General features: G+C 61.4%; 11 protein-coding genes. 7 read left to right on the top strand and 4 right to left on the bottom strand.

The window, feature by feature from the left end; translation table 11 throughout:
• The first annotated feature begins 302 nt into the window (after positions 1-302).
• The 7 genes from HDC32_RS22720 (at position 303) to HDC32_RS22690 (ending at position 6,004) form a co-directional block, all read left to right on the top strand.
• A complete protein-coding gene (locus HDC32_RS22720; protein WP_131696919.1) occupies positions 303-1,964 on the top strand; it encodes an OFA family MFS transporter in 1,662 nt (553 codons plus the stop codon).
• Between the two features lie 169 nt (positions 1,965-2,133).
• Positions 2,134-2,727, top strand: coding sequence for an imidazoleglycerol-phosphate dehydratase HisB (gene hisB / locus HDC32_RS22715; protein ID WP_003218037.1), 594 nt, complete (start codon positions 2,134-2,136; stop codon positions 2,725-2,727).
• A complete protein-coding gene (gene hisH, locus HDC32_RS22710) occupies positions 2,727-3,365 on the top strand; it encodes an imidazole glycerol phosphate synthase subunit HisH (RefSeq protein WP_131696918.1) in 639 nt (212 codons plus the stop codon). Before hisB ends, hisH begins: the two co-directional genes overlap by 1 nt.
• Positions 3,366-3,623 carry a DUF2164 domain-containing protein gene (locus HDC32_RS22705; RefSeq protein ID WP_065925755.1) on the top strand — a complete coding sequence of 86 codons (258 nt, stop codon included), beginning with the start codon at positions 3,366-3,368 and terminating at the stop codon, positions 3,621-3,623.
• Between the two features lie 38 nt (positions 3,624-3,661).
• Positions 3,662-4,399, top strand: coding sequence for a 1-(5-phosphoribosyl)-5-[(5-phosphoribosylamino)methylideneamino]imidazole-4-carboxamide isomerase (gene hisA / locus HDC32_RS22700; protein WP_057010603.1), 738 nt, complete (start codon positions 3,662-3,664; stop codon positions 4,397-4,399).
• A gap of 9 nt (positions 4,400-4,408) precedes the next feature.
• Positions 4,409-5,179 (top strand): imidazole glycerol phosphate synthase subunit HisF, encoded by a 771-nt coding sequence (hisF, locus tag HDC32_RS22695; RefSeq protein WP_003171107.1) that lies wholly within the window; start codon positions 4,409-4,411, stop codon positions 5,177-5,179.
• A gap of 66 nt (positions 5,180-5,245) precedes the next feature.
• On the top strand, positions 5,246-6,004 hold the full coding sequence (locus HDC32_RS22690) for an ABC transporter substrate-binding protein (protein ID WP_184745511.1): 759 nt from the start codon (positions 5,246-5,248) through the stop codon (positions 6,002-6,004).
• Here HDC32_RS22690 and HDC32_RS22685 read toward each other — a convergent pair.
• From HDC32_RS22685 to gpmI, 4 genes are all read right to left on the bottom strand, one after another.
• A complete protein-coding gene (locus HDC32_RS22685) occupies positions 5,995-6,774 on the bottom strand; it encodes a divergent polysaccharide deacetylase family protein (protein WP_184745509.1) in 780 nt (259 codons plus the stop codon). The genes HDC32_RS22690 and HDC32_RS22685 overlap by 10 nt on opposite strands.
• A 1-nt stretch (position 6,775) precedes the next feature.
• Complete coding sequence (locus HDC32_RS22680) at positions 6,776-8,092, bottom strand: S41 family peptidase (protein WP_131696914.1); 1,317 nt, start codon at positions 8,090-8,092, stop codon at positions 6,776-6,778.
• 30 nt (positions 8,093-8,122) lie between these two features.
• The gene (locus tag HDC32_RS22675; RefSeq protein WP_145335875.1) at positions 8,123-9,418 is read right to left on the bottom strand and encodes a murein hydrolase activator EnvC; all 1,296 of its coding nucleotides are present in this window, start codon (positions 9,416-9,418) and stop codon (positions 8,123-8,125) included.
• A 246-nt stretch (positions 9,419-9,664) separates the two neighbouring features.
• Positions 9,665-11,191 (bottom strand): 2,3-bisphosphoglycerate-independent phosphoglycerate mutase, encoded by a 1,527-nt coding sequence (gene gpmI / locus HDC32_RS22670; protein ID WP_131696912.1) that lies wholly within the window; start codon positions 11,189-11,191, stop codon positions 9,665-9,667.
• Between the last annotated feature and the right edge of the window lie 96 nt (positions 11,192-11,287).

Below are 11,287 nucleotides of genomic sequence, written 5' to 3'. Positions count from 1 at the left end.
TTCAAAATTTAGCCGCAGAGTATAACGCCCGACGGCCTGCGTCAGGTCACCGATCGTTACATTGTATCCATGGCGGCGAAAGCGGGTTTTTGACGTCAATAAAACCGAAAAATCGCAAAAAGATGATGTCATTTTGGTTTTTCTGTCATCCGCTAATGCTAATCTTCGGCCGTTCGTTCGCCTTCTGCGACTTATCGTCGCGCCAAATGGAGCTTCACTCTACAAAAACGGCCACGCTTTGCGTGCAAGGCCGAGGGAGAGAGCGCCTGACGAACGCATACTAATAACTGGGGGATTCATCAATGAGCACTAGCACTGTGGCCGGCACTACCGCCGCACAGCCTGCGTTCCTGTCCAAGGAGCGCATTATCGCCAAGCCCGGGTTCAACCGCTGGCTGGTTCCACCGGCCGCCCTGGCCATCCACCTGTGCATCGGCATGGCCTACGGCTTCTCGGTGTTCTGGTTGCCGCTGTCCAAGGCGCTGGGTATCACCAAGCCGGTTGCCTGTGCGCCGGACATGAGCTTCATCGCCCAAGTCTTCTCGTCCCAATGCGACTGGCCCATCTCCATGCTGGGCTGGATCTACACCCTGTTCTTCATCTTCCTGGGCTGCTCGGCAGCGATCTGGGGTGGCTGGCTGGAACATGCCGGGCCACGCAAGGCCGGTGTTGTGTCGGCGCTGTGCTGGTGTGGCGGCCTGCTGATCTCGGCATTGGGTATCTATACCCACCAGATCTGGCTGATGTGGATCGGCTCCGGGGTCATTGGCGGTATCGGCCTGGGCCTGGGGTATATCTCGCCCGTATCGACCCTGATCAAGTGGTTCCCGGACAAGCGCGGCATGGCCACCGGCATGGCGATCATGGGCTTCGGCGGTGGCGCAATGGTGGGCGCCCCGCTGGCTGCTGCGTTGATGGGTCACTTCGCTTCGCCGACCAGCGTGGGCGTATGGCAGAGTTTCCTGGTGATGGCCGCGATCTACTTCGTGTTCATGATCGGCGGCGCGCTGTCCTACCGCGTCCCACCGACCGGCTGGAAGCCTGAGGGCTGGACCGCGCCGGCGAAAAAAGCCAGTAACGCGATGATCACTCACCGTCACGTGCACGTGAATGTGGCGTGGAAAACCCCGCAATTCCGCCTCGTATGGCTGGTGCTGTGCCTGAACGTATCGGCCGGTATCGGCATCCTCGGCATGGCTTCGCCGCTGCTGCAGGAAGTGTTCGGTGGCAAGCTGCTGGGTGTTGATGTGCCGTTTGGCCAGTTGGACGCCGGGCAATTGGCGTCGATTGCTGCCATCGCTGCGGGCTTTACCGGTTTGTTGAGCCTGTTCAACATCGGTGGCCGGTTCTTCTGGGCGTCGTTCTCCGACTACCTGGGGCGTAAAAACACCTACTTCGTGTTCTTCGCCCTGGGCTTTGCCCTGTATGCGCTGATCCCGAACCTGGGGCACCTGGGCAACGTGGCGCTGTTCGTCGCGGCGTTCTGCATCATCCTGTCGATGTACGGCGGTGGTTTTGCGACCGTCCCGGCCTACCTGGCCGACCTGTTCGGTACCCAGATGGTCGGCGCGATCCACGGTCGCCTGCTGACCGCATGGGCAGCCGCGGGCGTATTGGGCCCGGTGCTGGTGAACTACCTGCGTGAATATCAACTGAGCATCGGCGTCGAACGCGCTGCGGCCTATGACATCACCTTGTATATCCTCGCGGGTCTGCTGGTGCTGGGCTTTATCTGCAACATGCTGGTCCGCCCGGTGGCCGACAAGTACTTCATGACCGATGCAGAACTTGCCGCAGAGCAAGCGCTGGGCCATGACAAGGGGGCTGATGCCACCACTTCCCTGGAGTGGAAAGCCGCGTCCGGCACCGTGCCATTGGCGATCGCCGCCTGGTTGGTGGTGGGTATTCCGTTGGCGTGGGGTGTGTGGGTGACCCTGCAGAAGACGGCAGTACTGTTCCACTAAGTTGACTGCAAGCGGGCGCACCATCCTGGAGCGCCCGCTTGTATGCACATGTCTATCCCCGACACTCCCCGCTTCAACTCGTCAGTCTTATCCCCTTCGATGTTTCTGTTTAGCGCCCGCGCCCCTATAATGGCTGCCTTTTTCGCCCAATGATTTTGCGGAGCTGGTGATGGCCGAACGTAAGGCGTCCGTCGAGCGCGACACTCTGGAAACCCAGATCAAAGCCTCGATCAACCTGGATGGCACCGGAAAGGCCCGATTTGATATCGGTGTACCTTTTCTTGAGCACATGCTGGACCAGATCGCCCGTCACGGGCTGATCGACCTGGATATCGTCAGCAAGGGCGACCTGCATATCGACGACCACCACACGGTGGAAGACGTAGGCATCACCCTCGGCCAGGCGTTTGCCAAGGCCATCGGCGACAAAAAAGGCATCCGTCGCTACGGCCACGCCTATGTCCCGCTGGACGAAGCGCTGTCGCGTGTGGTCATCGACTTCTCCGGCCGCCCAGGCCTGCAGATGCACGTGCCGTACACCCGCGCCACCGTGGGCGGCTTCGATGTCGACCTGTTCCAGGAGTTCTTCCAGGGCTTCGTCAACCACGCACTCGTCAGCCTGCACATCGACAACCTGCGCGGCACCAACACCCACCACCAGATCGAAACCGTGTTCAAGGCTTTCGGCCGCGCGCTGCGCATGGCCGTGGAGCTGGATGACCGCATGGCCGGGCAAATGCCCTCGACCAAGGGCGTCCTGTAATGCAGACGGTCGCGGTTATCGATTACGGCATGGGTAACCTGCACTCGGTGGCCAAGGCCCTCGAGCACGTAGGGGCCGGCAAGGTGCTGATCACCAGCGATGCCAATGTGATTCGCGAAGCCGACCGCGTGGTGTTCCCCGGTGTAGGTGCAATTCGCGATTGCATGGCCGAAATTCGCCGCCTGGGCTTTGACAGCCTGGTGCGCGAAGTCAGCCAGGATCGCCCGTTCCTCGGCATCTGCGTGGGCATGCAAGCCTTGCTCGACAGCAGTGAAGAGAACGACGGCGTTGACTGCATCGGCCTGTTCCCGGGCAAAGTGAAATTCTTCGGCAAAGACCTGCATGAAGACGGCGAACACCTGAAAGTCCCGCACATGGGCTGGAACGAAGTCCGCCAGACCGTGGATCACCCGCTGTGGCACGAAGTGCCGGACATGGCGCGTTTCTACTTCGTGCACAGCTACTACATCGCCGCCGGTAAACCGGGCCAGGTGGTGGGGGGCGGGCACTACGGCGTCGACTTCGCCGCAGCGTTGGCCGAAGGTTCGCGGTTTGCCGTGCAGTTCCACCCGGAGAAGAGCCATACCCATGGCCTGCAATTGCTGCAGAACTTCGCCGCCTGGGATGGACGCTGGTAAATGGCCAGGAAGCCGAAGCTGCCAATCTTGAACCTCACGCCCGAACAGGAGAGTGAGGCTACCCTCAAGATCAAGCGCTTCATGGAAGACCGCTTCGAGCTCAAGCTGGGCTCGTTCGAGGTCGCCGAGATTCTTGAGCTGTTCACCACCGAAGTGGCTCCGCATTATTACAACAGGGCGATTTTCGATACGCAGACGCTCCTTAAAGAAAGGTTCGAAAGCATCGAAAGCGACCTGTGGTCGCTTGAGAAACCCTGATTTCCAAGCATTGCTGAATATCGAATAAGGTTTGCCAGATGCTGATTATCCCCGCTATCGATCTCAAGGACGGCGCCTGCGTACGTCTGCGCCAAGGCCGTATGGAAGATTCCACCGTGTTCTCCGATGACCCGGTGAGCATGGCTGCCAAATGGGTGGAAGGGGGCTGCCGTCGTCTGCATCTGGTGGACTTGAACGGCGCCTTCGAAGGCCAGCCGGTCAACGGCGAGGTGGTCACCGCGATCGCCAGGCGCTACCCGAACCTGCCGATCCAGATCGGCGGCGGTATCCGCTCCCTGGAAACCATCGAGCATTACGTCAAGGCCGGCGTGAGCTACGTGATCATCGGCACCAAGGCCGTGAAAGACCCGGCCTTCGTCGCCGAAGCCTGCCGCGCGTTCCCGGGCAAAGTGATCGTGGGCCTGGACGCTAAAGACGGTTTCGTCGCCACCGACGGCTGGGCTGAAATCAGCACCGTGCAAGTCATCGACCTGGCCAAGCAGTTCGAAGCCGACGGCGTGTCCGCCATCGTTTATACCGACATCGCCAAAGACGGCATGATGCAGGGCTGCAACGTGCCGTTCACCGCTGCGCTGGCCGCTGCGACCAGGATCCCGGTGATCGCTTCCGGCGGTATTCACAACCTGGGCGACATCAAGTCGCTGCTGGACGCCAAGGCGCCAGGGATCATCGGCGCCATCACCGGCCGTGCGATCTACGAAGGCACCCTGGACGTCGCCGAAGCCCAGGCTTACTGCGATGCCTACAACGGCTGAGGACTGACCATGGCGCTGGCCAAACGCATCATCCCTTGCCTGGACGTCGACAACGGTCGCGTGGTCAAGGGCGTCAAGTTCGAGAACATCCGTGACGCCGGCGACCCGGTGGAAATCGCCCGTCGCTACGATGAGCAAGGTGCCGACGAGATTACCTTTCTCGACATCACCGCCAGCGTCGACGGCCGCGACACCACGCTGCATACCGTCGAGCGCATGGCCAGCCAGGTGTTTATCCCGCTGACCGTGGGCGGTGGCGTGCGCACCGTGCAAGACATTCGCAACCTGCTCAATGCCGGTGCGGACAAGGTCTCGATCAATACCGCTGCGGTGTTCAACCCGGAGTTCGTCGGCGAAGCCGCGCAGCACTTCGGCTCGCAATGCATCGTGGTAGCCATCGACGCCAAGAAAGTCTCCGGCCCGGGCGAAACCCCGCGCTGGGAGATCTTCACCCACGGCGGTCGCAAGCCGACCGGCCTGGACGCGGTGGAGTGGGCGATGAAGATGGAAGGCCTGGGCGCCGGGGAAATCCTGCTGACCAGCATGGACCAGGACGGCATGAAGAACGGCTTCGACCTGGGGGTGACCCGCGCCATCAGCGATGCGCTGGGTATTCCGGTGATCGCCTCAGGCGGTGTCGGTAACCTGCAACACCTGGCCGACGGCGTGATCGAAGGCCATGCCAGCGCGGTGCTGGCGGCGAGTATTTTTCACTTTGGCGAATACACCGTTCCTGAGGCCAAGGCCTACATGGCGGCGCGCGGTATCGTCGTTCGCTAAACGTTGCTGGACACCATGGCAGGCGCGCGGCACTCTCTGCGCTTGCCATGGATTCCGGTAGCCTTCATGTTCAAACAACTGCTTCTTGCTGTCGCCAGCACGTCCATTCTCTTGGCCGGCTCGGCCCATTGCACAGAGGAACCGTCTGACGCCTCCCTGGTGTTGCTGACGGAAAATTTCCCGCCCTACAACATGGCCAGGAACGGTAAGAACTTCGCCAAGGACGAGAACATCGAAGGCATCGCCGTGGACATCGTGCGCGAGACCTTCAAGCGTGCCGGCATTTCCTACAATCTCACCCTGCGTTTTCCCTGGGAGCGAATCTACAAACTCGCCCTGGAGAAGCCCGGCTATGGCGTGTTCGTGATGGCGCGTCTGCCGGATCGTGAAGCGCTGTTCAAGTGGGTCGGCCCCATCGGCCCGGATGATTGGGTGCTGCTGGCCAAAGCCGACAGCAAGATCCAGCTCGATGACCTGGAGCACGCGCGGCGCTACAGGATCGGCGCCTATAAAGGCGACGCCATCGCCGAGACCCTGGAGAAGCAGGGCCTTAACCCGGTGGTGGTGTTGCGCGACCAGGACAACGCGCAAAAGCTTATGGATGGCCAGATCGACCTGTGGGCCACCGGCGACCCGGCCGGGCGTTATCTTGCGCGCCAGGTCGGTGTGACGGGGCTCAAGACCGTGCTGCGGTTCAACAGTGCTCAGTTGTACCTGGCGCTGAACAGGGATGTGCCGGATGAGACGGTAGCCAAGCTGCAGGCGGCGTTGGATCAGTTGCGCTCTGAAGGGCGGGTGGAACAGATCATGGCTAACTATTTGTAGCGGTAGGTGCCGTTCTTGCCGTGCCCAGCCATGGCTTGATTGCTGCGCACACTGATCATCAACTTGATATCTATCCAGTCGATGCCCTGGGCCTTGAGCTTGGGTAACTCGCGCTCCAGCACTGCCAGGGTTTGTGGGTAAGGGTGGCCGATCATCACCACCGAACCCTGTTTGTGCGCCAGTTTGATCGCGGTTTGCAGTTGCGTGGTGATCGCCGCTTCGGTGCGTTCGTCATCGAGAAACACATCCCGCGAAACATGCGCCAGGCCAATCTTCTGCGCTTCGGCAGCGGCTACGGTCTGCGCGCTGGTGCGGCTGTCGACGAAGAACTTGTTGCGCCGTTGCAGCTCGGCCATCAGCCAGGCCATGGCGGCCGGTTGCGCGGTCATGCGGCTGCCCATGTGGTTGTTGATACCGGCGGTATAGGGCACGGCGTTGAAGGCCGCGTCCAGGCGTTTGCCCAACTCTTCGATAGACAGCTCGGGGTGCCAGGCGAACGGGCCGGTGGCGGGGTCCATGGGCATGTGCAGGATCACGATCTTGCCGGCCTTGTGCGCTTCGCGGGCGAATTCGGCGGCGTGGGGCGTGTCGGGCATGATCGCCGTGGTCACCGGCCCAGGCAGGGCAAGCACGCGACGATCCCGGGTCAGGTTTTGCCCCAGGTCGTCGATGATGAGGGTCAGGTAGGCTTTGTGGGATTCGCTGGCAGGGGCCGCGTAGGCGACCCCTGCCAGGCTGCATAGCACAGCGATGATCAGGGCAACACGCATATCAACGACTGCGTGTAATGCTCAAGCCCTTGAGCAGGCTCAGCGCCTGGGCCAGCTGGTAATCATCGTCCTGCGGCATCGGCTTGGCTTTCTTGCTGCTGCCGGTTGGCTGGTCGGCACCGCCGTTGCCATTGCCCAGGTGACCTTGCAGGTCCGCTTCCTTGTAGTACTCGCTGTCGATTTCGTTGGTGATCTTGGCCTTGCGCACTTCGATGTCCGGCACGATGCCCTGGGCCTGGATCGAGCGGCCGTTCGGCGTGTAGTACAGCGCGGTGGTGATCTTCAGCGCACGCTCGTTGTTCAGCGGCAACACGGTCTGCACCGAGCCTTTGCCGAAGCTGGTGGTGCCCATCAGCACGCCGCGTTTCTGGTCTTGCAGGGCGCCGGCGACGATTTCCGACGCCGAGGCGCTGCCGCCGTTGATCAGCACAGCCAAGGGTACGTTTTCGCTGAGGTCGTTGCCGGTGGCCGAGAAGCGCAGCTCGGAGTTGGCGATACGACCCTTGGTGTAGACGATCAGGCCCTTGGTGATGAAGTGGTCGACCACTTCCACCGCCGACTGCAGCACGCCGCCTGGGTTGTTGCGCAGGTCGAGCACGATGCCGCTGAGTTTCTTGCCGTTGTCCTTGCGCAGCTTGGCCAGGGCCTTGGCCACTTCGTCGCCGGTCTTGACCTGGAATTGGGTGATGCGGATGTAACCGTAGCCCGATTCCAGCAGCTGGCTCTTCACGCTCTTGACCACGATGGTTGCGCGGGTGAGCGTCACGTCAAACGGGTTGCCGCCGTCGCGCACCAGGGTCAGGGTGATTTTCTGGCCGATCTTGCCGCGCATCTTGTCGACGGCTTCGGTCATGGTCTGGCCACGGGTCGGCTGGCCGTTGATCTTGACGATAAAGTCACCGGCCTGGATGCCGGCCTTGGACGCCGGGGTGTCATCGATTGGCGAGACCACCTTGATATTGCCGTCTTCGGCGCCGACTTCAATGCCCAGGCCCCCGAATTCGCCGCTGGTGCTTTCCTGCAGCTCGGCGAAATCTTCCGGACCGAGGTAGGCGGAGTGCGGATCGAGGTTGCTGAGCATGCCCTTGATGGCATTTTCCAGCAGGGTCTTGTCGTCTACAGGTTCGACATAGGCTGCCTTGATCCGGTCCATGACCTCGGCAAAGGTGCGCAGCTCGTCCAGCGGCAACGGCGCCTTGGTGGTCGCGGCCGTGGCGGCGGGTGCAGCCGGGGCGGCCTGGTCGGCAAAAGCCAGAGGCGCGCCGATCACCAGGGCGATCGTCAGGGCCAGCGAAGTGAGGCGGGACAAATGCAGCATGTCGAACGAACTCCTAATGTAGATGCGACCCTATCCTTGGGACCGGCACCATTGTGCGGGATCGCTCGGGCGACCCTGCTGACGAATAGCGAAGTACAGCGCTGGGGTGTCCTGGCCGCCACTGTTACCGACAGTGGAGATGGATTCACCGGCTTTTACAACATCACCTGCCGACTTGAGTAACGTCTGATTGTGGCCATAAAGGCTTAAATAGCCATTACCGTGGTCGAGAATCACCAACAAACCGGCGCCCCTCAGCCAATCGGCAAACACCACGCGCCCACCGTGTACGGCATGGACCTGGCTGCCGGCAGAGGCGCTGATCATCACCCCGTCCCACTTGGCGCGGGTGTCATCGCCACGGGTTTCCCCAAAGCGTGCCAGTAGTCGACCATCAACTGGCCATGGAAGTTTGCCGCGCGCTGAAGCAAAAGGCCCGCCGAAGGACTCGCCAGCACTGGAAACCAGCGGGCCAGGAGCGGCATGCGCCGGTTTGCGGGGCGCCGGGGCATCGGTGGTGGCTGCCAGTTCGGCCTCACGCTGGCGCTTTTTTTCGGCTTCCTGCTGGGCTATCAGCGCTTTCTGTCGCGCTTCTTCGGCCTCACGTGCCTGGCGTGCCAGGGTTTCTTCAATGGTCTTGAGCACTTTGGCCAGGTCGGCCTGGTCTTGCTCGCGGGCCTGGAGCTTGGCGTCGCGGGCCTTCACGTCGTCATTGAGCTTGGCCAGGGCCAGCTGGCGCTCCTTGCGGACCTTGTCCAGCTCGTCGCGCTGGGCGTTGAGGCTGGCTTTCTGGTCCTCCAACTGCGACTGCTGGTTGGCGATTTCCTGTTCGACGTTGACCAACTGGCGCAGGGTCTCGTTGAAGCTTTTCAACTGCTCCAGTCGGGCCTTGCTCAGGTAGTCGTAGTAGGTCAGGGTGCGCGCGAATTTTTCCGGGTTCTGCTGGTTGAGCAACAGTTTGAGGTATTCCTGGCGGCCGCTCTGGTAGGCGGCGCGGGCCTGGATTGCGATCAAACGCTGCTGTTCAACGCGTGCGCTCTGGAGTTTTTTTTTCTCAGCGTCGAGTCGCTCCAGTTCCGACTCGCTCTTCTTTAGTTCTTTTTGCAGCTCCTGGACCTGCTTCTCCAGCTTGCCCATTTCGGTTTCCGTGCCGCGCAGGTCTTTCTGCACCCCGGATTTTTCTTCCTGGAGCTTGCCGAGCAGTTTTTTCAGCTCGGTAATGTCCTGACGCGTAGCGTCCAACTGTTGTTGAGTTTGTGCACGCTCGTCGGCAAACGCCGGTTGGAGCAGGCAGACAAGAGCAAGGGTAATCAAGGCGCGAAGCATAGAGGCGGGCGACACCAGGGAAAGGGACGGCCTAGTATGCCCGCCAAGCGCCGCAAAAAAAACGCCCAATTCGGACTGGAAGGCAAGATAGGTGCCGAGTGGTGGCGGTATGGCAAAAAGACATCTACCAAACACCGCGAAGCTAATGTGGGAGGGGGCTTGCCCCGATTGCGGTGTGTCAGCTGAATAGGTGTTGGCTGACCCACTGCTATCGGGGGCAAGCCCCCTCCCACACTGTTGTTTGGATCAGACCAGGATCGAGGTCCCGGTCATCTCTTTCGGCTTCTCCAACCCCATCAGCATCAACATGGTCGGCGCCACATCCGCCAGCACGCCGCCATCACGGACTTTGAAGTCGCGCTTGCCGACGTAGATGAACGGCACCGGCTCGGTCGTGTGGGCGGTGTGGGCCTGGCCTGTGGATTCGTCGGACATCTGCTCGCAGTTGCCGTGGTCGGCGGTGATCAGCGCCTCGCCGCCGACTTTTTCCAGGGCGTCGACGATGCGGCCGACGCACAGGTCCAGGCATTCCACGGCCTTGGTCGCAGCTTCCAGGTTGCCGCTGTGGCCCACCATGTCACCGTTGGCGTAGTTGACCACGATCACGTCGTAGCGCTGGTGGTCGATGGCGTCGACGATCTTGTCGGTGACTTCCGGCGCGCTCATTTCCGGCTGCAGGTCGTAGGTGGCGACTTTTGGCGACGGGATCAGGATGCGCTCTTCGCCAGGGAACGGTTCTTCACGCCCGCCGGAGAAGAAGAAGGTCACGTGGGCGTATTTCTCGGTTTCGGCAATACGCAGCTGGGTCTTGCCGTTCTTCGCCAGGTAGTCGCCCAGCACGTTGTCCAGGCTGCCGGCAGCAAAGGCAGCGGGGGCCGGGATGCTGGCGGCGTATTGGGTCAGGCCGACGTATTGGACTTTTGGCTGGCGCGCACGCTCGAATTCCTTGAAACCGTCTTCGACAAACACACGGCTCAGCTCGCGGGCACGGTCGGCGCGGAAGTTCATGAACACCACGGCGTCTCCGTCTTCGACCTTTACCGGCTCGCCGATGGTGGTGGCCTTGACGAATTCATCGCTCTCGCCACGGGCGTAGGCAGCTTCCAGGCCTTCCTGGGCGGTGGCGGCGTGGAATTCGGCCTGGCCGTCGACGATCAGGTTGTAGGCCTGGGATACGCGGTCCCAACGGTTGTCGCGGTCCATGGCGAAGTAGCGGCCCACCAGGCTGGCGATGCGGCCCTTGCCCAGGGCGGCGAAAGTGGCGTCCAGCAGCTCGATGGAGGATTGCGCGCTTTTTGGCGGGGTGTCGCGACCATCGAGGAAGGCGTGCAGGTAGATCTTGTCGGCGCCGCGCTTGAAGGCCAGCTCGGCCATCGCCACCAGATGGTCCTGGTGACTGTGAACGCCGCCGTCGGACAGCAGGCCCATGAAGTGCACGGCCTTGCCGGCGGCCACTGCTTTATCTACCGCTGCGCAGATAGTCGGGTTCTCGAAGAACTCGCCATCGCGGATCGATTTGGTCACGCGAGTGAAGTCTTGATATACCACTCGTCCGGCGCCGAGGTTCATGTGGCCGACTTCCGAGTTGCCCATTTGGCCGTCCGGCAGGCCCACGTCCATGCCCGAGCCGGAGATCAGGCCGTTGGGCACCGTCGCGGTCAGACGGTCGAGTACCGGCTTCTTGGCCGCGTACACCGCGTTGTCGTGGTGGCTTTCACTGTGTCCGAAGCCATCGAGAATTATCAGGACCAAAGGTTTAGGCGTGGTAGTCATAGATCCTCTCGCGGCGGTAATAAAGGAAGGCAATTGAAAAGGGAGTGGCAGTTTAAAGCGAAGTTCCGACCACGTCACCGCTTTACGGGGGTTGGC

The sequence above is a fragment of the Pseudomonas sp. JAI120 genome (assembly GCF_014207255.1).
In the GTDB taxonomy this organism is placed as follows: domain Bacteria; phylum Pseudomonadota; class Gammaproteobacteria; order Pseudomonadales; family Pseudomonadaceae; genus Aquipseudomonas.
Note: the sequence above shows the minus strand (reverse complement) of the source record. Positions and strands in the feature narration are given on the sequence as shown.

Coding starts and splice junctions, on each gene's coding strand:
- HDC32_RS22720 (WP_131696919.1), top strand. CDS start 303: ATGAGCACTAGCACTGTGGCCGGCACTACCGCCGCACAGCCTGCGTTC.
- hisB (WP_003218037.1), top strand. CDS start 2,134: ATGGCCGAACGTAAGGCGTCCGTCGAGCGCGACACTCTGGAAACCCAG.
- hisH (WP_131696918.1), top strand. CDS start 2,727: ATGCAGACGGTCGCGGTTATCGATTACGGCATGGGTAACCTGCACTCG.
- HDC32_RS22705 (WP_065925755.1), top strand. CDS start 3,366: ATGGCCAGGAAGCCGAAGCTGCCAATCTTGAACCTCACGCCCGAACAG.
- hisA (WP_057010603.1), top strand. CDS start 3,662: ATGCTGATTATCCCCGCTATCGATCTCAAGGACGGCGCCTGCGTACGT.
- hisF (WP_003171107.1), top strand. CDS start 4,409: ATGGCGCTGGCCAAACGCATCATCCCTTGCCTGGACGTCGACAACGGT.
- HDC32_RS22690 (WP_184745511.1), top strand. CDS start 5,246: ATGTTCAAACAACTGCTTCTTGCTGTCGCCAGCACGTCCATTCTCTTG.
- HDC32_RS22685 (WP_184745509.1), bottom strand. CDS start 6,774: ATGCGTGTTGCCCTGATCATCGCTGTGCTATGCAGCCTGGCAGGGGTC.
- HDC32_RS22680 (WP_131696914.1), bottom strand. CDS start 8,092: ATGCTGCATTTGTCCCGCCTCACTTCGCTGGCCCTGACGATCGCCCTG.
- HDC32_RS22675 (WP_145335875.1), bottom strand. CDS start 9,418: ATGCTTCGCGCCTTGATTACCCTTGCTCTTGTCTGCCTGCTCCAACCG.
- gpmI (WP_131696912.1), bottom strand. CDS start 11,191: ATGACTACCACGCCTAAACCTTTGGTCCTGATAATTCTCGATGGCTTC.